This window comes from Shewanella salipaludis (genome assembly GCF_012911865.1).
Classification (GTDB): domain Bacteria; phylum Pseudomonadota; class Gammaproteobacteria; order Enterobacterales; family Shewanellaceae; genus Shewanella; species Shewanella salipaludis.
In genome coordinates this window covers 26,489-45,778 of the sequence record NZ_JAAXYH010000003.1, presented here as the reverse complement: position 1 = coordinate 45,778, position 19,290 = coordinate 26,489, and the positions used below count along the sequence as shown (strand labels likewise).

Here is a 19,290-nt window from a genome sequence, read left to right as displayed (position 1 = left end):
CATTCGGCGACCAATAATCCTCATGGGAGGAGAGCATATGCTTCATAAACTCAGTCTGGCCCTGCTGTTGCTGGGCAGTTCCGGCACAACGGCCCTGGCGGCGACCTGTCCTGCCTACCTGGAGCATCAGATGCGCAAGCTGCATTCCAAGGAGACGGTTGATCTGTGCGAGCTGACCCAGGGCAAGCCTGTGTTGATAGTCAACACCGCCAGCCATTGTGGTTTCACGCCCCAGTTCAAGGCATTGGAAGCCCTGCATGAGCAATACAGGGATAAAGGCTTGGTGGTGATAGGTTTTCCATCGGATGACTTCTTCCAGGAGGAAAACGAGGAGGCCAAGACGGCCAAGATTTGCTACATCAACTATGGGGTCACCTTCACCATGCTGGCGACATCGGCGGTGCGTGGCTCGGATGTGAATCCCGTGTTCGACTATCTTGGCGACAAGGCCGGCTCGCCAAAATGGAATTTCTTCAAGTATCTGGTCAGTGCCGATGGCGAGCAGGTGCAGAGGTTTAATTCCAGAGTCAAACCCGACAGTGCGGAGCTGAAGCAGGCCATAGAGGCGCTCTTCTAGTATTTTTGCATTATCCATTATCAAGAGGCTGTTTTGGCTAAATATTTAGGCTTATCGAAAAAAACGGGTCACGCCGAGCGTGGTAAAACCGGGGTGCTGTTGTTGAATTTGGGGACCCCGGAGGCGCCGACCACTGGGGCGGTTCGGCGTTATTTGGCCGAATTTTTGGCCGATCCCAGGGTGGTGGAGATCCCCAGATTCTTATGGCTGCTGATACTGCATGGCATCATATTGCGGATTCGGCCGGCTAAATCGGCTGCCCTGTATCGCAAGGTGTGGCGTGCCGATGGCTCACCCTTGCTGGCCATCAGTCGCCGGCAACAGGCTAAGCTGGCGACGCTGCTGCAACAGGAAGGCTGTCAGGCTGTCGTCGGTTTAGGCATGCGTTACGGTGAACCTTCGATTGCCAACGAACTGCGGACTATGCATAGGGACGGGGTGGATAAGCTGGTGGTGTTGCCCTTGTATCCCCAGTATGCCGCACCTACCACAGCTTCGGCCTTCGATGCGATCGCCTCCGAGCTGTCTTCGTGGCGTTACCTGCCGGCACTGCATTTCATCAATAGCTATCATGATAACCCCGACTATATAGAGGCGCTGGCAGCCTCTATTCGGCAGGACTTTGAGCGCCATGGCAAGCCGCAGAAACTGGTGCTGTCCTACCATGGCATGCCGGAGCGCAACCTGCATCTGGGCGACCCTTATTATTGTTTCTGTGCCAGGACCACGGCATTGGTGGTCGAAAAGTTGGGGCTGACGGATAGTGACTATGTGATGACCTTCCAGTCCCGTTTCGGCAAGGCCAAATGGCTGCAGCCCTACACGGATGCGACCATGAAGGCCTTGGCTGAGGGCGGAGTCACGGATGTGGCCATACTCTGTCCGGCCTTCAGTGCCGATTGTTTGGAGACGCTGGAAGAAATAGTGGGCGAGAATCGCGAGATCTTCGAACAGGCGGGTGGCCAGGAATTCCGTTACATATCGGCATTGAACGATGATGAGTTGCATATCAAGATGATGGCCAATCTGGTGCACCCCTATCTCTAAATGACAGCAAGCTCATGCCCGAATCAAGTGCCCGGAGCAGCGGCGCCGATGCGGGTCGGCTAAAACACAGAGGGAGCCCATGGCTCCCTCTGTGTTTTTATCCCTGCCTCTATATCCCTGTCTCTATCCCTGGCGGCCGGCATTGGGCACTAGCCGTATTGATTCTCGAAATAACTCTCTATGATGAGCACAGCCGAGACGGCATCCACCTGGCCCTTGGAGAGCGACTTATAGCCCCCCAGCTCGAACAGCCTGGCCTTGGCATCTGTGGTGGTGAGCCGCTCATCCTGGGTGGCTATCTTGACGCCGAAGCGGGCATTGATGCGATTGGCGAATTTACGCGCCCTGTGGGTCATGTCCTGCTCTGTGCCGTCCATGTTGAGCGGCAAGCCGACCACCACCAGGTCCGGCTGCCACTCCTTGATGAGTCGACCTACCTCATCCCAGTTGGGGATCCCGTCGACGGCCTTGAGGGATAGGAGTGGGGCGGCGCTGGCGGTAATTTCCTGGCCTATGGCGACACCTATGCTCTTGGTGCCGAAATCGAAGCCTAATACGGTTCTGGAATTCATTATATGTGTCTATTATGACCGGCGACTATGCATGGCCGGTTTGGTGGGATATCTGCCAGGTATCGAAACCCAAGGCGCGGCAAGCCTGCTGCCAACGTTCGTCATAGGGCACTTCGAACAACAGGGCCTTGGTCGCGGGAATAGTCAACCAGACGTTGTCGGCAACTTCTTGTTCCAGCTGATCTTTGCTCCAGCCGGCATAGCCCAGGGCGACCATGAACTGCTTCGGGGCCTTATCCGTGCCCAATGCCGACAATATGTCTCTGGAGCTGGTGAGCATGAGTTCGTTGGCCAAGGTTTGACTATTGCTCCAATGGGGTTGAGCGTCGTGGAGCACGAAACCCCGGTCCGGGGTCACGGGGCCGCCTATCAGCACCTGGGCATGCAGCTCTGTCGCGACCTTGGGCTGCTCGGGCAGCTCCATCTGCCGCAACAATTCATCTATCTCTATGCCTAATGGCCGGTTGATGATCAGCCCCATGGCACCCCTGGCATCATGCTCACAGACATAGATGACCGCGCGCTCGAAGAAGGTTTCTTGCAGCGACGGCATGGCGATCAACAAGTGGTTTTGCAGGCTATCCATTAACTGGCTCCATAGCAGAGTTAAGCTGGCAATCTTATCCGCCGGCGAGTTTGACCTTATAATTGAGCTTTTCCAACAAGGTCTTGAGTTGCTCTCTGTTATCTGTCTGGACTTCAATGACGAAATCTTTGACCGTTCCGCCACAACCACATTGTTTCTTGAGTTTCTGAGCCAGCGCCTTCAGCCCTGCATCGTCGAGCGGCAGGCCCTTGATCAAGGAGACGCCTTTGCCCTTGCGGCCCTTGCTGTCTTTATGAATACGCACTATACCGTCGGTCTCGGGCGCTTGCTGCGGCGCAGCTTCTTGGGTAATGCGGCCTATATCTGTACTGTAGACCAAGGATACGTTGGGATCTGCTTTCATCTGTCTTAAACCTTTTCCTGAACTCGGTTCAGTCTACCAAAATAGCGCTGTCTCTGGCAGTTAAAATCTTGAACTCTGACGGCTTTATGTTGGCGATGGAATGGGTCTGAAGCGAACCGTCGCCGGCCCGGTCAGAGGCAATAGCGCCTGGCATGGGCTATGATCAATACAGGTAGTGGACCATGCCACTTGTGTAGGCGAGAGTGGGCGGTGCAAACTTAACCTAGGCTGACATAAAATTAAATTCATTTGTAGATCATGGGACTAGTAGGTAAGCTGAGGCAAGATGCACTGGGTGCAATAGGTTCCTAACCTGGAGACGATATGAAAAAACTACTGTTGGCTGTAGTCGTACTGGCATTGAGTGCCTGTAGTTCGACCAAGACGACCTGGGATTACGACCCTGGGGTAAATTTCACTCAGTATAAGACCTATGCCTGGGTCGCCAAGCAGATGGATGGCGCCAGTTATCAACTGGATGGTTTGATGGATGAGCGGGTCAGGGATGCGATGAATGCCGAGCTTGCCATGAAGGGCTTCAAACAGGTGGATATGGCCAATGCCGATGTGCTGGTGAATTACCTGACCAAGGTAGACAAGAAGATCGATGTCGATACCTTCAGCAGTAACTTCGGTTACAACCCTTATTACGGCCCTGCCTGGGGATGGGGCGCCGGCATGCAGACCCAGACCAGCGTGCGTGAATACGAAGTCGGGACTCTGATCTTGGATATAGTAGATCACAAGACCAATAAGCTGGTTTGGCGTGGCTCACTGGCAGACACAGTGCGTGATAAGAAGACCCCCCAGGAAAAAGTCCAGATCATCAATGCTGCGGTAGCCAGCATAATGCAAAATTATCCCCCCAAGGCGGCGATGAAATAGCCCCGGGGTGACATAGGAATAACAACGAAGCGGCAATAGCCGCTTCGTCGTTATTGGGCCCCATGGTCGGGGGCGAATTTAGTGGCTTTATCTTGGCTATATTTGAATATACAATCTTACAATCAGCGAGATAAGCCAGTGATAGTGTCGGTTAGCTTCTGCGGCAGGACCAGGCTTATGAGCGCCGGGCCATTCGGGCCAGCGCCGTCGCTGAGATTGCTGGCTCAGCATATTTACCCGCTTGCCTGCTGGAGATGGATTAAGGTGTCGGCTCGAGTTTATCGCTGGAATAAAATAACGTTATCAGTGTCATTAATTAATGGAGTGAACCAATGGAAAACCTGGATGGATTGTTGGAGCAAGCGCCTGAACTCTTGATGACCTATGGCTTGAAAGTCTTTTTTGCCATAGTCATATTTTTGGTTGGTCGCTACCTGGCCCATGTCACCAAGAAAGTGACGACGAAAGTCTTGCATAACCGTAAAGTCGACAAAACTGTCGTTTCATTCGTGGCGAATCTCGTCTGGGCCGTGGTCCTGGTGTTTACCGTCATCGCCACCCTGGGGCAAATTGGCGTGCAGACCGCCTCCCTGATTGCCGTGCTGGGTGCCGCCGGCTTAGCGGTTGGCCTGGCATTACAGGGATCTTTGTCTAACTTCGCCTCGGGTGTCCTCATGGTGATGTTCCGTCCTTGCCGGGTCGGCGATTATGTCGAGGCCGCCGGGATTGCCGGCACCATAGACGAGATCACCATCTTTTCGACCAAGTTGCGTACCCCGGACAACAAAGTCATAGTGGCGCCAAACTCTGCCATGATGAACGGCACAATAACCAACTTTTCTGCCCTGGGTGAACGGCGCGTCGATCTCATCATAGGGGTGGCCTATGATTCGGACATAGCCAGGACCAAGGAAGTGCTGAAGAGCGTATTGGACAATAATCAGTATGTGCTGAAAGATCCCGGCTATACTGTCGCTCTGGCTGAGTTGGGGGATTCATCGATCAACTTCGTGGTTCGCCCTTGGGTCAAGACCGCCGATTACTGGGCCGGCCGTTTCGAGCTGCTGGAGCAGATCAAGAATGCCCTGGATGCCGCCAACATTTCGATTCCATTTCCACAAATGGACTTGCATGTTAAAGAAGTTGCCGCGGCCAGATAATGGCTCGCTTGGAACTCTGGGTCGGCTGTTGCCGACCTTTTTTATGCCCGTAATTTGTTATCGGCCGCTGTAGCCTGAGTGCCCTGTGGACGTATTGCAAATGCAGACAATACTGTGACGCGGCTATTAGCGCTACTATGAACACGATTATGAGCACGACTATGAGCGCAGCTATGAGCACGACTATGAGGAGAATGACCATGAGAATGACGATGAGCGCTGTGCCGGGTACTTTGTTGGGACTGAGTCTTTTGGGACTGAGCCTGTTGGGGCCTGCCATGGCCAAGGATAAGCCCCAGGTTACCATGGGCAACAAGCCTGTGACCCTGTTGGGTACACAACCCGGGTTGCAGCAGATGGCGCCTGGATTCAGGCTGGTCGACGACAAGTTCAACCCAGTCACCCTGAGCGACTTCAAGGGCAAGACGGTGCTGATCAGCGCCGTTCCCAGCCTGGATACCGGGGTTTGTGCCTTGCAGACCAAACGTTTCAACAAAGAGGTGGGTCACTATCCGGACGAGGTGGTGATGCTGACCATAAGCACAGACTTACCCTTCGCCCAGAAGCGTTTCTGCAAGGCCGAGAGTGTCGATAAGATCAAAGTGTTATCCGATGCTGTCTGGCGTGACTTCGGTGACAAATATGGCCTGTTGATCGAGAACAAAGGCTTGCTGGCGCGGGCTATCCTGATCATAGATGCCGCGGGGCGCTTGCAGTACCGTGAACTGGTGGGGGAAATCAGCCATCATCCGGACTATGATGCGGCGTTGGCGGCCCTGAAGCGGATAAGTGAACAGGGGGATTGATGCTGTTAAGGGGGAATTCGGCTTCCCCCTTAACCTTAGTCGCTAGTGCTCAGTGCCCAGAGCCCAAAGCCCAAAGCCTAGGCCTAGTGCATGGGATTATCTGTGCCGGATTGGTAATCGAAGGTCGGCATGGACCAGTGATACTTGAGTGCCAGCATCCGCAGGCTGAAACCGGTCGCCAGACAGACCAGCAGATTGAGCCATTCCTCAACCTGATACTGGAGCAGGAGGATATAGAGTCCGGCCGTCAGCAGGGAGATCACCGCATAGAGTTCCTTCTGGAAGATCAGCGGCACCTGGTTGCAGAGAATATCCCGGATCACCCCGCCAAATACCCCAGTGACCAGTCCCATCACCACGGCCACTACCGGACTGAAGCCCAACATCAGGCTCTTCTGGGCGCCGACAATGGAAAATACCGCCAGTCCCAGGGCATCGATCGCCAGAAAGAGCTTAGAGAGATAGCGCATCACAGGGGCTATGACCACAGTCAGCAGCGAAGCCAGAGCGATGGCCAGCAGGTAATGCCAATTCTCGACCCAGATCAAAGGGTAATTCCCCAGCAGTATGTCCCTCAGGGTACCGCCGCCTATGGCGGTGGCGCAGCCTATGATGACGACGCCGAAAAGATCCATCTGTTTGCGACCGGCGGCCAGTGCGCCCGTCATGGCCTCGGCCAGGATCCCGATAGTCCAGAGTAAACCGATAAATTGAGCTTCTTGCATAGTGTCTGTTGTTGATCGTAAAGAGGCAAATTCTGCCTGATCCCGCCGGATAAATACAATGAGTAAAAATGCATTCAATCATTAGATTTATTAATCTTTGGTTTCATGTGGATGTGCTTGATAGTGTGGTTTTTGCCGATAATTTGGCCGTCAATGTTAAATGTTTGCATCATAAATACTTATTGATAATCCTTGGGTGGACCTCTTGTTCCCGGCCGATGCCCATACTGATGCCCATGACGACGCCGGCTTGATGGCGTCTATTAAGCAAAATTGCCGTTAAATTCAAATGACAAGCCTGTACAGCGCGACGCGCTATGGGTAAAGTCGAACCGCACCCGCTCGGTATTTGCCGGCAACAGTTATTCTGATGAGGCCAAGATGATAGATTTTCGCAGTGATACAGTGACTCAACCCACACAGGCCATGCGCCTGGCCATGTCCAGAGCCGAGGTCGGTGACGATGTCTATGGCGACGATCCTACGGTCAACGAGCTGCAGCAGATGGCGGCGCAGATGTTCGGTTTCGATGCGGCGCTCTTTACCTGCTCCGGCACCCAGGCCAACCTGCTGGCGCTGATGTCCCATTGCGACCGGGGTGATGAGTACCTCTGCGGTCAGCAGGCCCACAATTACAAGTTTGAAGGCGGCGGTGCGGCTGTGCTGGGCAGCATACAGCCCCAGCCGCTGACCAACCAGGGCGATGGCAGCATATTGCTGAGTGATATCCAGGCGGCGATCAAACCCGACGATGTGCATTTTGCCCGCACCCGGCTACTGAGCCTGGAGAACACCATAGGGGGTAAGGTATTGCCCCAGAGCTATATCGCCCAGGCCCAGGCCCTGGCCTTCAACCATGGACTCAAGATCCACCTGGATGGTGCCAGGGTCGCCAACGCCGCGGTGGCACAGAATATCGCCATCGGCGACATCACCTCACACTTCGACTCTGTCTCCATCTGTCTCTCCAAGGGCCTGTGTGCCCCTGTGGGTTCTTTGCTGCTCGGCGACAGCCGACTGATCGCCAAGGCCATTCGTTGGCGCAAGATGCTGGGTGGCGGCATGCGCCAGGCGGGGATCCTGGCCGCGGCGGCCAAGCTGGCACTGACGGAGCAGGTCGAGCGTCTGGGTGAAGACCATGCCAATGCCGCCTACCTGGCGCGGGCCCTGGGCGAGATAGCCGAGTTTGACATAGACATGAGCCTGGTACAGACAAATATGGTGTATGCCAAGGTCGCCGCCGGGGTCGACACAGGGGCGTTGGCAGCGGAGCTCAAGGCCAGGGGAGTCCTCATCAGTCCGGCTGCCACCCTGCGTCTGGTGACCCACAAGGATGTTGGCCGTGCCGATATAGATAAGCTGGTGCTGGAGCTCAAGTCCCTGCTCAGACAGAGTTAAAGATAACAGCCTGCGATTGCAGGCTGTTTGATTGGCTTGTCCGTAGGCTGAGTTAACCAGAGCGAACGATAGGCATGGGTCAATGTCAATGGCGGTTAATGGCCATGACCGCCATCGGCCAGTGGACGCCCCTCGCTGTCGTAGAAGCCTGAGCCACCATGCTGAATGAAGCCCTGGTGGATCATCTTGGCGATGAAAGGATCTGACTCGCTGTCACCCACATCGGCGAAATCCAGGTCCTGATAATCTGCAATCATGGCGTCGAATTCGGCCGCACTCAGGGGGCTGGCGTCGACCAACTGGTAGCTCAATGCATCTTGCCCCTGGTGATGGCTGAAGCCATAGGGCAAGGCCAGTGCCGGGATCCAAGCGAGATCCATGCTGACACCATGGCGTTCGCCGCGATATGTTTGAGTGGCGAAACAGCCCTGTTGGGACTGGGCCCCGGGTTCAAGTTCGGTCGTGAGTTTGCTCGGCACCAGATGGTAGAGGCTGTCGCCGTCATACTGGATATTCAGGGCGCGGAGATCGCCCTTCCTGTAGGTGATGGAGCGTTTCTCCCTGGGAAAGTAACGCACATATTCACCGTCCTGGGTCCAGGACTCGAAGCTCTGGACTTGCTGTTGGCCGGCCTGCTTTTGGACATCCGCCTGAGCCAGGCGCTGCACTATCAGGTTACGATCCTTGCGCAGCAAGCGGATCTGCCAGCTTTGGCCCGCCTCATTCTTGATGAGATAATGGGCGCTGAGATGTTCGGCATCCAGTGGAGCGCACAGCTGCGAAGCCGTTGTTTGGGTGTCGGTTGAGGTGCCGACCGATGCCGGGGAGGAAAGGGGGTGGGCTGCAGCTGTGCAACCCAGGCCTATAAGAGGTAATGCCAGTAACCAAGACTTCATTTGGCTCTCCAAATCAAAATAACAAAAGGCAAGCGCAGCCGTGCTGCGCTTGCCCGGTGCAGCGCTTATTGCGCCGCTTCGGCTTTAGCCACCAGGTTAGCGGCATGATTGATGACGTGGAATATGTGGTTCTGCTCGACTGTGCCTTGGATCAGATTGGCACTCGGACCCCGGGCAAAGATAGCCACGTCTTCACCTGCATGGGTCTCGTCACCCAGCGGGATCAGCGCTTCCTGATGGTATCCGGGGCTCTGAGTGTCGACATAGTTGAGATCCTTGCGACCGCTATTCACAGGGAAGCCATAACGCTCGTCACCACCCGTTGCCAATGAGGCATAACCCATGCCGTTGGCGTAACCTAAGGTGGTGTATGGCAGGCCATTGTTATCCGTGGAGTTGGTCGTCGCAGGCAAGCCATTGGCATCGTTGCTCTTCACCAGGCCCAGGATAGGGTTACCCCGGGTCGGATAGCCGGCAATGGTGAACACATGGCTGTGATCCGCAGTGACCATCACCAGGGTGTCGTTTGCCGAGGTTTTCTCCATGGCGACACGTACTGCCTCAGACAAGGCTATGGTGTCGTGCAGGGCGCGTGCCGCATTGCCCGCATGGTGGGCATGGTCTACGCGGCCGGCTTCGACGATTAACACGAAACCTTTGTCGTTCTTCTTCAGCAGATCTATGGACTTGGCCGTCATCTCCGCCAGCGAAGGCTCACCCGTCACACCGGCTTCGGTGCGGTCCAGATCGTATTCCATGTGTGAAGAGTTAAACAAACCCAGCAAGTGATCTGTGACCTGGGGATTTACCGCCAGGAAACTGTCCCTGTCCTGCACATAGGCGGCATTGGGGTACTTGGTCTGCCATTCGGCGGTCAGATCGCGACCGTCGTTGCGTTTACCCGCCTTGCCTTCGGGATCTGTCATGGTCTTGGGGATGAAGGCCCGGCGACCGCCACCCATGACCACGTTGAGGCCATCGCCATAGCTGAAGTCCAGCAATTGAGCTGCTATGTCTTTACAGCCATTGGTCACGGCTTCGGCGGGTAGGTTTGAATCTGCCTCCCAGTTGCGTTCGGGGACATGGGCATAGGTTGCCGCCGGCGTTGCATGGGTAATACGGGCCGTGGTGACCACGCCGGTAGACATGCCGGCCATGGCGGCCAGTTCCAGTGAGGTCACCAGGTTTTGGCCATCGGCAGAAGCACAATTACTCCGCTCGACGCCTTCGGCCTGGGAAATGACGCCGACATCGGTTTTCACCCCTGTCATCATGGCGCTCATGGTGCCGGCCGAGTCGGGTGTCTGACCATCTACGTTATAGGTCTTGGACAGACCGACATAGGGCAGGGTCTCGAACGACAGTGAGTTTTCCTCGCCCGTCTGCCCCTTGAGCTGACCATCGAGAATGCGGGCCGCGGTGATGGTGGACACACCCATACCATCGCCGACGAAGAGTATGACGTTCTTGGCGGCGCCGGCTTCATCATTGGCAGACAGACCCGCCGCCTTGGTCACCCGTGCCTGACCATCGACATACCATTGGTTGACCGAGGTCCAGTCCTGGCCCTTGCTGCCATCGGCACCATTGGTACCATCCGTGCCATTGGCACCCGTCTCGCCCGTCTCACCGTCGCCACATGCCGCCAATCCCAGCAGCGCTGCTATCGAAAGTACCAGTAATTTCTTGTTCATTTTCATTCCCACTCTGTTAATTGGTTATTAGTACTTAGTGCCGCCAAGCTGCTGCGCCTGATTGATAATGTGGAAAATAACGTTCTGCTCTATCACGCCTTGAGCCAGCTGAGAGCCTGGACCCGTGGCATGCAGGGCTATGTCTTCGCCGGCATGGGTCTCGCTGCCCAGAGGGATGAGAGACTGCTGCATGAAGTCCTTATCCTGGGTGTCGACCGAGGTGAGATCATCACGGACGCCTTCCACAGCGCCGGGACCATTGGTGTAGGCCAGGGTGGTGTATGGCTTGTTATCGTCGGCGATGGCCAGGCTGCCATCGACGTTATGCACCAGTCCGAGTATGGGGTTACCGCGCTTGGGATAGCCGGCGATGGTAAACACATGGCTGTGATCTGCCGTGACCATGACCAGGGTATCGTCCGGATCTGTGCCGGCGACGGCGGCCTTGACGGCATTGGATAATTCCACTGCGTCGATCAGTGCCCGTTTGGCATTCCCCGCATGGTGACCGTGATCTATGCGGCCGGCTTCGACTATGAGCAGATAACCTTTGTCATTCTTCTTCAATATTTCCAATGCTTTGGCTGTCATCTCCGTCAGGGATGGCTCGCCGCCGACATCATCGCTCCTGTCGGTTTCATATTGCATGTGTGACGGATTGAATAGACCGAGCAAGTGATCCGTGGCTGCGGTGTCTATGGCATCGAAACCTGCCTGGTTCCAGACATAGGCGGCGTTGCTGAACTTGTCGACCCAGGCCTTGGTCAGATCCTGGCCGTCTTTGCGCTTGCCTTTCTTGTTCTCGCCATCCGTGACGTCGTTGGGGATGAAGTAACTGCGACCACCGCCCATGGCCACGCTCAGGGCGTTGGCTTCATCACGCATCACCAATTGGCTGGCGATGTCGGTACAGCCGTTGGCAACGGCTTCTGCCGGTAAGTTGGCGTCCGACTCCCAGTCGCGCTCCGGGGTATGGGCATAGGTCGCCGCCGGCGTGGCATGGGTCAATCTGGCGGTAGTGACTATGCCTGTGGACAGGCCCTTGGCATTGGCAAGATCCACCAGGCTGATGAGTTCATTGCCCTTGGATGACAGGCAGTTACCACGCAGGCTGGCGTCGGAAACTGAAATGGCCCCGGCCTTGGATTTTACCCCTGTGGCCATGGCTGTCATGGTACCGGCCGAGTCCGGGGTTTGTTGATTGGTGTTGTAGGTCTTGACCAGTGCCGTATGGGGGAATTGCTCGAAGCTGAGGAAGTTCTCCTCGCCGCCCTTATTGCCGGCCATCTGCTGGCCCTGATAAATACGTGCCGCCGTGAGGGTGGAAATCCCCATGCCATCGCCGACGAACAGGATCACATTCTTGGCGTGTGCCTTGGTCTCCAGCTGCGTCTTGGCAGCGACGTTGGCTGCACTGTCCTTGAACCACTGGCTGTCGGTCTGAGTCGTCGGCAGCACTGCAGCGTTGGCCGCCATAGACATCAAACTGCAGGAAACAAGCGCAGCTAATTTTTTGATATTCATCACTTTCATCACCATTGTTGTTTTTGAAGTGTGGGGGAGGTCCCTGTCATAACGCGCCAAGATTGTCGGAGATGAATGTGACGTTCCAAGGTCATACAGATTGCATTTTTATGTCTTAATTGTGACTTTGAAGCGGATCTTTCGGGTGCAACAAAGGCTAGCTTTGGTGCAACTTAGACTGAAGCAGATTGATGCCTCTATATATCTTATTGTTTTTAATGTGGAAATAGATGTGGCGCAGAAAATGCTGTTGAATTGACTCTATCCTATGGAGGGCAGCAACCATGAAATACTACAGTCGTCGCTTGATTAAACCCGAACATTTAAATCCGGCCAATACCTTGTTTGGCGGGCAATTATTGAGCTGGATAGATGAAGAGGCGGCCATCTTTGCCGGATGTCAGATGAAGAGTCAGCGCCATGTGACCAAACTCATCTCGGAAATCAATTTCATGATGCCCGCACGCCAGGGGGATGTGATCGAGTTCGGCCTGGAATTGCTGAGTCTGGGGCAGAGTTCCATCACGGTAAGGTGCGAGGTGAGAAACAAGCTGAGCCAGGTGCCAGTGGTGAGCATAGAGAAGATGGTATTCGTCAATGTGGATCTGCAGGGCCAGCCCGTGCCCCATGGCATGCGGGCGAACGCCGCCTGAGCGGAGGCGGCGCATAGCGGCTCAGCCTTTTTTGCTGAGATCTTCCTTGACCGAGATGACGGCATCGCGGGAGGCATGGCCTACGGCCTTGGTGGTATCCCGGGTAGCATGGCCTATGGCCTTGGTGGTGTCCTTGGCGGCATGGCCGATCGAGCTGCCTGCCTGCTTGAGATCGGCACAGGCGGCCAGGCTGGCCAATGTTAAGGCTGAAATAATCAGGGTGTTGAAGAGGCGCATAGACACTCCGGCTTGATAATGGATGGGAATTAACCCAGGGAATATGCCAGTAAATCTTGACTATGGCCAGTATTAGCTATGGCCAGTAAAACGCACCCGGTAAAAGCGCCCGTCGCCGGCGGAAAGGCCGGGACGGACGCGGCGTTTCGGCTGCACCTTAGCCCAGCTTGGCGATCCTATGTTGATAATCTTCGATCAGGTGCTGCATTATCAGCTCCGCCGAGGCGTCCTCACAGCAGTTGTCCAGCAGTATCTTGAAGGTGACCAAGGCATGGCCATCGTTTTTCAGTCTGTCGCTCTGCATCGAGAAATAGGCGTCTTCATTGTCTGCCTTGCGCACCACAAACTTATTCATTTCGAAGCTTTTATTGCCCGCCTGCTCATGCCATTTGGTCATGCGGTTGAGGGCAATTTCGCAGGATTGATTGATCTCTATGTGATTGAGCCAGCTGGCAGTTTGTTCGTTATCTTTGTAATGCGGGCATCTTACAGTGTAGTTATATACATGGGTTATCGCTGTCATAATTTACCTACCTGTTCGGGGAGATTCTTGTCATCATAGGCACCGTTTTTCTATTCGGTCAACCATTATTCAAGTTTAGTTCAGGCCCGCTAACTCTCTGTGTTCGCGGTAATTAATCTTGCCCAACCAGGCCCGGGCCGAGTGTGCGGAACCGGGCCTGGTTGCAGACCGCTAGAGGGCGTTGGCAAAGATCCGGCAAATCTCCTCATGGGTCGCCTGTTTGGGGTTGGTGAAGCCGCAGGCATCTTTCAGGGCGTTGGTCGCCAGTGTCGGAATGTCTTCGGCCTTGACCCCAAGCAAGCTCAGGTTTTCCGGGATATGTACGGCAACGGACAGGCGTTTGATGGCCGAAATCGCCGCCGCCGCGCCTTCTTCATCATCCATCAGACTGACGTCTACCCCCAGGGCCTGGGCCACGGCCTTGAGGCGCGGCGCCGCCACCTCGGCGTTATACTGCTGCACATGGGGCAGCAGCAGGGCGTTGCAGACGCCGTGAGGCAAGTCATAGAAGCCGCCCAACTGGTGGGCCATGGCATGAACATAACCCAGGCTGGCATTGTTGAACGCCATACCCGCCATGAATTGGGCGTAGGCCATCTGCTCACGGGCATGGATATCCTCGCCATGCTCGACCGCTGTCGCCAGGTTCGCGGCGATCAGTTCAATCGCCTTGATGGCACAGGCATCCGTGATCGGGTTGGCCGCCGTCGACACATAGGCCTCGATGGCGTGGGTGAGGGCATCCATGCCGGTTGCCGCCGTCAGCGCCGCGGGTTTGGCCAGCATCAGCTCGGGATCGTTGACCGAGATGATGGGGGTGGTGTGCTTGTCTACTATCGCCATCTTGATGTGGCGGCGCTCATCCGTGATGATGCAAAAGCGCGTCATCTCACTGGCGGTGCCGGCCGTGGTGTTGATCGCCACCAGGGGCAGCTGAGGCTTGGCAGATCTGTCCAGGCCCTCATAGTCCTTGATGCTGCCGCCGTTGCTGGCTACCAGGGCTATGCCCTTGGCGCAGTCGTGAGGCGAACCGCCACCGAGTGAGAGCACAAAGTCGCAGTCCTGGCTATCGCCGGTGCCCCTCAGCAGGGCCAAGCCGGCCTCGACGTTGGCGACCGTCGGGTTGGGCTGAACCCCATCAAAAATACGGCTGGCTATGCCCAGGGTCGCCAGCTTATCGGCCACTCTGGCCACCAGTCCCAGCTCGACCAGGGGCTTATCCGTCACTATCAGGGCACGCTCGAATCCCAGTGTCTTGATGTCCTCTATGGCATCATCCAGCGCGCCTTGGCCCAACAGGTTGACCGAAGGGATAAAAAATTTAGCAGTCATAGCCTTACCTCGAATGCTTGAGTCAATAGATGTTGGGGTTAAGCTAACAAGGCGTTGCCGACTCGGGCTTGATCTGCGTCAACCAAAGGACCTAAAGCGGGACCGGCGTTCATGGCTTGCCACCCGGGTCACATAATGACATTCGGCGCCGCCGTTGCCTGGCAGGATCAGGCGCCTCCATGGCGCAAATGGCGTTTTGAGAGGTCGGCATCATCTAAAATTCATATCATCAGTAATTATTTCAATAAATATTATTTCCCATTACCGTTGCTGCCAAAACAAATCAAAGGAATACTTACTTAATTGTTTTTAATGTAAATAATCTCAATTTTCTGTGACTGATTAGCTTGCCACAGACTTATAAATCCTCAGGTCTAGGCCAGACCATTGCCGAGTTTGCACTTGATGATTACTGTTCGAATCATTAGTATTGTGCTGATTGAACGTTCAATCAATGCTTGCTTCCCGGCAAAATGGGCCAGGCAAGCGACAGGGCACACAGCTATGCAAACAACAGACATCTCCAGAGTGCGCAAGCAGCAGTTGGTCGATGCGACCCTGGCTTCGGTGGCGGAGTTTGGCCTGCAGAACACCACGATCAACAGCATAAGCCGACTCGCCGGCATGTCATCCGGGATCATCAGCCATTATTTCGGCGGCAAGCAGGGGCTGATCCAGGCGACCCTCAGGCATCTGCTGTCGCAGCTGAAGCTGGCATTGCTCGAACGGGTCGCCGGCGCGCCTTTATCGCCGTCGCAACGGCTGATGATGATAGTCGAGGCCAACTTTACCGAATTACAGCGTTCCAGCCCGGCCACCAAGACCTGGCTGAGCTTCTGGTCCCAGGCGATGCACGATCCCGCCCTGGGCAGATTACAGAATATCAACAGCGAGCGTTTATACCGCAATTTACGCTACTCCTACAGGCAATGCCTGCCGCCTGAGCAGGTGGACCCGGCCGCCAAACAGACCGCCGCCATGATAGATGGCTTCTGGTTGCGCAGCGCCCTGAGCGCCGATCCGGCTCCCGAGTTTGAGCGGGCCGAAGCCCTGTGTAAGGCGTTTATTGCGGACAAATTAGCCCAATACGGAGCAGTAACATGTCATTGAAGTGCTATCAGAATTTTATTTCGGGTCGGTATCTGGCCAACGCCACGGGTGAAACCTTCGAGGTCATCAACCCGGCGACGGGACGGGTGGCCTATGAGGTCGAAGTCGCAGATGACAAGATCAAACAGGCGGCCATCGCCGGTGCCAAACAGGGCTTTGCCCTCTGGTCGGCCATGAGCGCCACCGACCGCAGTCGCATACTGCTTAAAGCCGTGGCCTTGCTGCGTGAGCGCAACGATGAGCTGGCGGCGATCGAAGTCGGGGATACAGGCAAGCCCTGGCAGGAGGCCTCGGTTGTCGACGTGGTCACGGGCGCCGACGCCATCGAATTTTTCGCCGGCATAGCGCCGTCGATCGAAGGCAATCAGCAACAGGTGGGCAGCGACTTTTACTATACCCGCCGTGAACCCCTGGGTATCTGTGCCGGTATCGGCGCCTGGAACTATCCGTTGCAGATTGCCTGCTGGAAATCGGCGCCGGCATTGGCCTGTGGCAACGTCATGATTTTCAAGCCTTCGGAGGAGACCCCCCTGGGGGCGCTGAAGCTGGCGGAGATCTTCACCGAGGCTGGGGTGCCGGATGGGGTCTTCAACGTGGTGCTGGGTGATGGCGCCGTCGGTGCCTGGCTGACCCTGAATGCCGACATTGCCAAGGTGTCCTTCACCGGGGAAGTCGGCACGGGCAAGAAGGTGATGGCGGCGGCGGCCAGCTCCCTGAAGGACGTCACCATGGAGCTGGGCGGAAAATCACCGCTGATCATCTTCGACGATGCCGACCTGGACAATGCGGTCTCGGCCGCCATGTTGGCCAACTTCTACACCCAAGGTGAAATCTGTACCAATGGCACCCGGGTGTTCGTGCATGAGGCTGTCTATGCCAGTTTCATCGACAAGCTGCTCGAGCGCACCCGCAACAACCTGGTGATAGGGGATCCCATGCGTCCCGAAACCAACTTCGGTGCGCTGATCTCCGAGTCCCACAGAGACAAGGTGCTGGGTTACATAGCCAAGGGCATTGCCGAAGGTGCCGAGCTGCTGCATGGCGGTGAGGCCCTGAGTCCTGCCGATGCGTCCGATGGCTACTTCGTTGCCCCCACCATTTTCGGCCGCTGCCGGGATGAGATGCGCATCTGCCGCGAGGAGATCTTCGGCCCTGTGATGTCCGTGTTGACCTTCGGCGATGAAGATGAAGTGGTGCGCCGCGCCAACGATACCCAGATGGGATTGGCGGCCGGGGTCTTCACCCAGGACATCAGCCGCGCCCATAGGGTGATACATCAGCTGCAGGCGGGGATCTGCTGGATCAATGCCTACGGCGCCTCACCGGCGCAGATGCCGGTCGGTGGCTACAAGTTGTCCGGTATAGGGCGGGAGAATGGCAGCGAAACCCTCAAGCATTACACCCAGCTCAAGGCAGTGTATGTGGGATTGACGCCACTCGAGAGTCCATTTTAAGGAGACCCCATGCCTGAGCATAAATTTGATTACATCATAGTAGGCGCAGGGTCGGCGGGCTGCGTGTTGGCCAACAGGCTCAGCGCCGACGGCGCCAACCGGGTGCTGCTGCTCGAGACCGGGGGCAGCGACAAGAGCATCTTCATCCAGATGCCGACCGCCCTGTCGATCCCCATGAACAGCAAGAAATACGCCTGGCAGTTTGAAACCGAGCCTGAGCCACAGCTAAACAACCGCCGCATGCATTGCCCCAGGGGCAAGGTGCTTGGGGGCTCGTCCTCCATCAATGGCATGGTGTATGTCCGTGGTCATGCCAGGGACTTCGACGAGTGGCAACAGACGGGAGCCGAGGGCTGGGACTACGCCCATTGCCTGCCTTACTTCAAAAAGGCCGAAACCTGGGCCTTCGGCGCCGATGACTACCGGGGCGGCACTGGCCCCCTTGGGGTCAACAACGGCAACCAAATGCAGAACCCCCTGTACCAGGCCTTCGTCGACGCGGGTGTCGATGCCGGCTATTTCCACACCCTGGACTATAACGCGCGTCAGCAGGAGGGTTTCGGCCCCATGCACATGACGGTAAAGAATGGGGTGCGCTGGTCGACGGCCAATGCCTACCTCAGGCCCGCCATGTCCCGTCCCAATCTGACTGTGCTGACCCATGCCCTGGTGCATAAGCTGCTGTTGGAGGGTAAGCGTGCCGTCGGGGTGCGTTTCGAGCGCAAGGGCAAGGTCGAGGAGCTGCATTGCAGCAAGGAAGTGATACTCTCGGCCGGCTCCATAGGTTCGCCCCATATACTGCAGCTGTCCGGCATAGGTGAGCGCGCCAGCCTGGAACGGGCAGGGATCCCGCTCAGCCATGAATTGCCGGGTGTTGGCCAAAACCTGCAGGATCACCTGGAATTTTATTTCCAGTTCAAATGCAAGCAACCCATCTCGCTCAACGGCAAGCTGGATCCCTGGAATAAGTTGCTGATAGGCGCCCGCTGGATCCTCAATCGCAGCGGGTTGGGGGCGACCAACCATTTCGAGTCCTGTGGTTTCATCCGCTCCAAGGCCGGGGTGGAATGGCCGGATCTTCAGTACCATTTCCTGCCTGCCGCCATGCGTTACGATGGTCGTGAGGCCTTCGCCGGTCATGGTTTTCAGGTGCATATTGGCCATAACAAGCCCAAGAGCCGCGGCGCAGTCACGGCCGTCAGTGCCGATCCCAGGGCGCATCCACAAATTCGCTTCAATTATCTTTCCCATGCAGCAGACAGAGAAGGCTTTCGGGCTTGCGTGCGTCTGACCCGGGAGATCATCAATCAGCCGGCATTGGACGCCTATCGCGGCGAAGAGATCCAGCCGGGAACCTCGGTGGTGACGGATGAACAGATAGATGCCTTCGTGCGTCAAGCGGTCGAGAGTGCCTATCACCCTTCATGCTCCTGCAAGATGGGCGTGGATGCCATGGCTGTGGTGGATCCCCAGACCCGGGTCAGGGGCATGGAGGGGTTGCGCGTCGTCGACTCATCGATTTTCCCCACCATTCCCAATGGCAATCTGAACGCGCCCACCATCATGGTCGCCGAGCGCGCCGCCGATCTCATCCTCGGCCACCGGGTGCTGGCGCCGAGCCCTGCCGAGGTCGGCATGGACACGGATTGGCAAAGGCAGCAACGCCAGGGGGAGCCCAAGCGGCAGCCGGCTTGATGCCTGCCATCAACATAGAGGGCCCGTTCGGGCGGGCCCTGTCAGTGAACAG

At 56.3% G+C, this 19,290-nt stretch carries 20 protein-coding genes; 10 read left to right on the top strand and 10 right to left on the bottom strand.

Annotated features, from left to right (window positions below):
- Nucleotides 1-37: 37 nt before the first annotated feature.
- On the top strand, nucleotides 38-577 hold the full coding sequence (locus HC757_RS05850) for a glutathione peroxidase (RefSeq protein ID WP_169563385.1): 540 nt from the start codon (nucleotides 38-40) through the stop codon (nucleotides 575-577).
- Nucleotides 578-610: 33 nt separating this feature from the next.
- Nucleotides 611-1,624, top strand: a complete 1,014-nt coding sequence (hemH, locus tag HC757_RS05845; RefSeq protein ID WP_169563384.1) for a ferrochelatase — start codon at nucleotides 611-613, stop codon at nucleotides 1,622-1,624.
- A 149-nt stretch (nucleotides 1,625-1,773) separates the two neighbouring features.
- Here the strand turns inward: hemH and ruvX are convergent, their stop codons facing one another.
- Genes ruvX through yciH form a run of 3 tightly spaced genes read right to left on the bottom strand, consistent with a single transcriptional unit; the run spans nucleotide 1,774 to nucleotide 3,146 of the window.
- A complete protein-coding gene (gene ruvX / locus HC757_RS05840; RefSeq protein WP_169563383.1) occupies nucleotides 1,774-2,196 on the bottom strand; it encodes a Holliday junction resolvase RuvX in 423 nt (140 codons plus the stop codon).
- Between the two features lie 25 nt (nucleotides 2,197-2,221).
- Nucleotides 2,222-2,782, bottom strand: a complete 561-nt coding sequence (locus HC757_RS05835; RefSeq protein ID WP_169563382.1) for a YqgE/AlgH family protein — start codon at nucleotides 2,780-2,782, stop codon at nucleotides 2,222-2,224.
- Nucleotides 2,783-2,816: 34 nt separating this feature from the next.
- Nucleotides 2,817-3,146 (bottom strand): stress response translation initiation inhibitor YciH, encoded by a 330-nt coding sequence (gene yciH / locus HC757_RS05830; protein WP_169563381.1) that lies wholly within the window; start codon nucleotides 3,144-3,146, stop codon nucleotides 2,817-2,819.
- A gap of 324 nt (nucleotides 3,147-3,470) precedes the next feature.
- Here yciH and HC757_RS05825 point away from each other — a divergent pair, with 324 nt between their 5' ends.
- From HC757_RS05825 to tpx, 3 genes are all read left to right on the top strand, one after another.
- Nucleotides 3,471-4,031, top strand: coding sequence for a DUF4136 domain-containing protein (locus tag HC757_RS05825; RefSeq protein ID WP_169563380.1), 561 nt, complete (start codon nucleotides 3,471-3,473; stop codon nucleotides 4,029-4,031).
- 332 nt (nucleotides 4,032-4,363) lie between these two features.
- Nucleotides 4,364-5,191, top strand: coding sequence for a mechanosensitive ion channel family protein (locus tag HC757_RS05820; protein WP_169563379.1), 828 nt, complete (start codon nucleotides 4,364-4,366; stop codon nucleotides 5,189-5,191).
- A gap of 206 nt (nucleotides 5,192-5,397) precedes the next feature.
- The gene (tpx, locus tag HC757_RS05815; RefSeq protein ID WP_425313951.1) at nucleotides 5,398-5,997 is read left to right on the top strand and encodes a thiol peroxidase; all 600 of its coding nucleotides are present in this window, start codon (nucleotides 5,398-5,400) and stop codon (nucleotides 5,995-5,997) included.
- A gap of 83 nt (nucleotides 5,998-6,080) precedes the next feature.
- Here tpx and HC757_RS05810 read toward each other — a convergent pair whose 3' ends face one another.
- A complete protein-coding gene (locus HC757_RS05810; protein WP_169563378.1) occupies nucleotides 6,081-6,722 on the bottom strand; it encodes a trimeric intracellular cation channel family protein in 642 nt (213 codons plus the stop codon).
- Between the two features lie 381 nt (nucleotides 6,723-7,103).
- Between HC757_RS05810 and ltaE the strand changes: the two genes are divergently transcribed.
- Nucleotides 7,104-8,120 carry a low-specificity L-threonine aldolase gene (gene ltaE / locus HC757_RS05805; RefSeq protein WP_169563632.1) on the top strand — a complete coding sequence of 339 codons (1,017 nt, stop codon included), beginning with the start codon at nucleotides 7,104-7,106 and terminating at the stop codon, nucleotides 8,118-8,120.
- Between the two features lie 95 nt (nucleotides 8,121-8,215).
- On the opposite strand, the gene HC757_RS05800 is transcribed toward ltaE, so the two are convergent.
- From HC757_RS05800 to HC757_RS05790, 3 genes are all read right to left on the bottom strand, one after another.
- The gene (locus HC757_RS05800; protein WP_169563377.1) at nucleotides 8,216-9,016 is read right to left on the bottom strand and encodes a hypothetical protein; all 801 of its coding nucleotides are present in this window, start codon (nucleotides 9,014-9,016) and stop codon (nucleotides 8,216-8,218) included.
- Between the two features lie 65 nt (nucleotides 9,017-9,081).
- Nucleotides 9,082-10,710, bottom strand: coding sequence for an alkaline phosphatase family protein (locus HC757_RS05795; RefSeq protein WP_169563376.1), 1,629 nt, complete (start codon nucleotides 10,708-10,710; stop codon nucleotides 9,082-9,084).
- 27 nt (nucleotides 10,711-10,737) lie between these two features.
- On the bottom strand, nucleotides 10,738-12,234 hold the full coding sequence (locus tag HC757_RS05790) for an alkaline phosphatase family protein (RefSeq protein ID WP_169563631.1): 1,497 nt from the start codon (nucleotides 12,232-12,234) through the stop codon (nucleotides 10,738-10,740).
- Between the two features lie 284 nt (nucleotides 12,235-12,518).
- Here HC757_RS05790 and HC757_RS05785 point away from each other — a divergent pair, with 284 nt between their 5' ends.
- Complete coding sequence (locus HC757_RS05785; protein ID WP_169563375.1) at nucleotides 12,519-12,887, top strand: acyl-CoA thioesterase; 369 nt, start codon at nucleotides 12,519-12,521, stop codon at nucleotides 12,885-12,887.
- Between the two features lie 21 nt (nucleotides 12,888-12,908).
- Here HC757_RS05785 and HC757_RS05780 read toward each other — a convergent pair whose 3' ends face one another.
- The 3 genes from HC757_RS05780 to yiaY form a co-directional block, all read right to left on the bottom strand.
- On the bottom strand, nucleotides 12,909-13,124 hold the full coding sequence (locus HC757_RS05780) for a hypothetical protein (protein ID WP_169563374.1): 216 nt from the start codon (nucleotides 13,122-13,124) through the stop codon (nucleotides 12,909-12,911).
- Between the two features lie 157 nt (nucleotides 13,125-13,281).
- Complete coding sequence (locus HC757_RS05775) at nucleotides 13,282-13,647, bottom strand: cytoplasmic protein (RefSeq protein WP_169563373.1); 366 nt, start codon at nucleotides 13,645-13,647, stop codon at nucleotides 13,282-13,284.
- Between the two features lie 171 nt (nucleotides 13,648-13,818).
- Complete coding sequence (gene yiaY / locus HC757_RS05770) at nucleotides 13,819-14,979, bottom strand: L-threonine dehydrogenase (protein ID WP_169563372.1); 1,161 nt, start codon at nucleotides 14,977-14,979, stop codon at nucleotides 13,819-13,821.
- Between the two features lie 504 nt (nucleotides 14,980-15,483).
- Here yiaY and betI point away from each other — a divergent pair.
- Genes betI through betA form a run of 3 tightly spaced genes read left to right on the top strand, consistent with a single transcriptional unit; the run spans nucleotide 15,484 to nucleotide 19,238 of the window.
- Nucleotides 15,484-16,089, top strand: coding sequence for a transcriptional regulator BetI (betI, locus tag HC757_RS05765; RefSeq protein WP_169563371.1), 606 nt, complete (start codon nucleotides 15,484-15,486; stop codon nucleotides 16,087-16,089).
- Nucleotides 16,080-17,543, top strand: coding sequence for a betaine-aldehyde dehydrogenase (gene betB, locus HC757_RS05760; RefSeq protein ID WP_169563370.1), 1,464 nt, complete (start codon nucleotides 16,080-16,082; stop codon nucleotides 17,541-17,543). Before betI ends, betB begins: the two co-directional genes overlap by 10 nt.
- Nucleotides 17,544-17,552: 9 nt before the next feature.
- Nucleotides 17,553-19,238, top strand: coding sequence for a choline dehydrogenase (gene betA, locus HC757_RS05755; RefSeq protein ID WP_169563369.1), 1,686 nt, complete (start codon nucleotides 17,553-17,555; stop codon nucleotides 19,236-19,238).
- Nucleotides 19,239-19,290 lie beyond the last annotated feature (52 nt).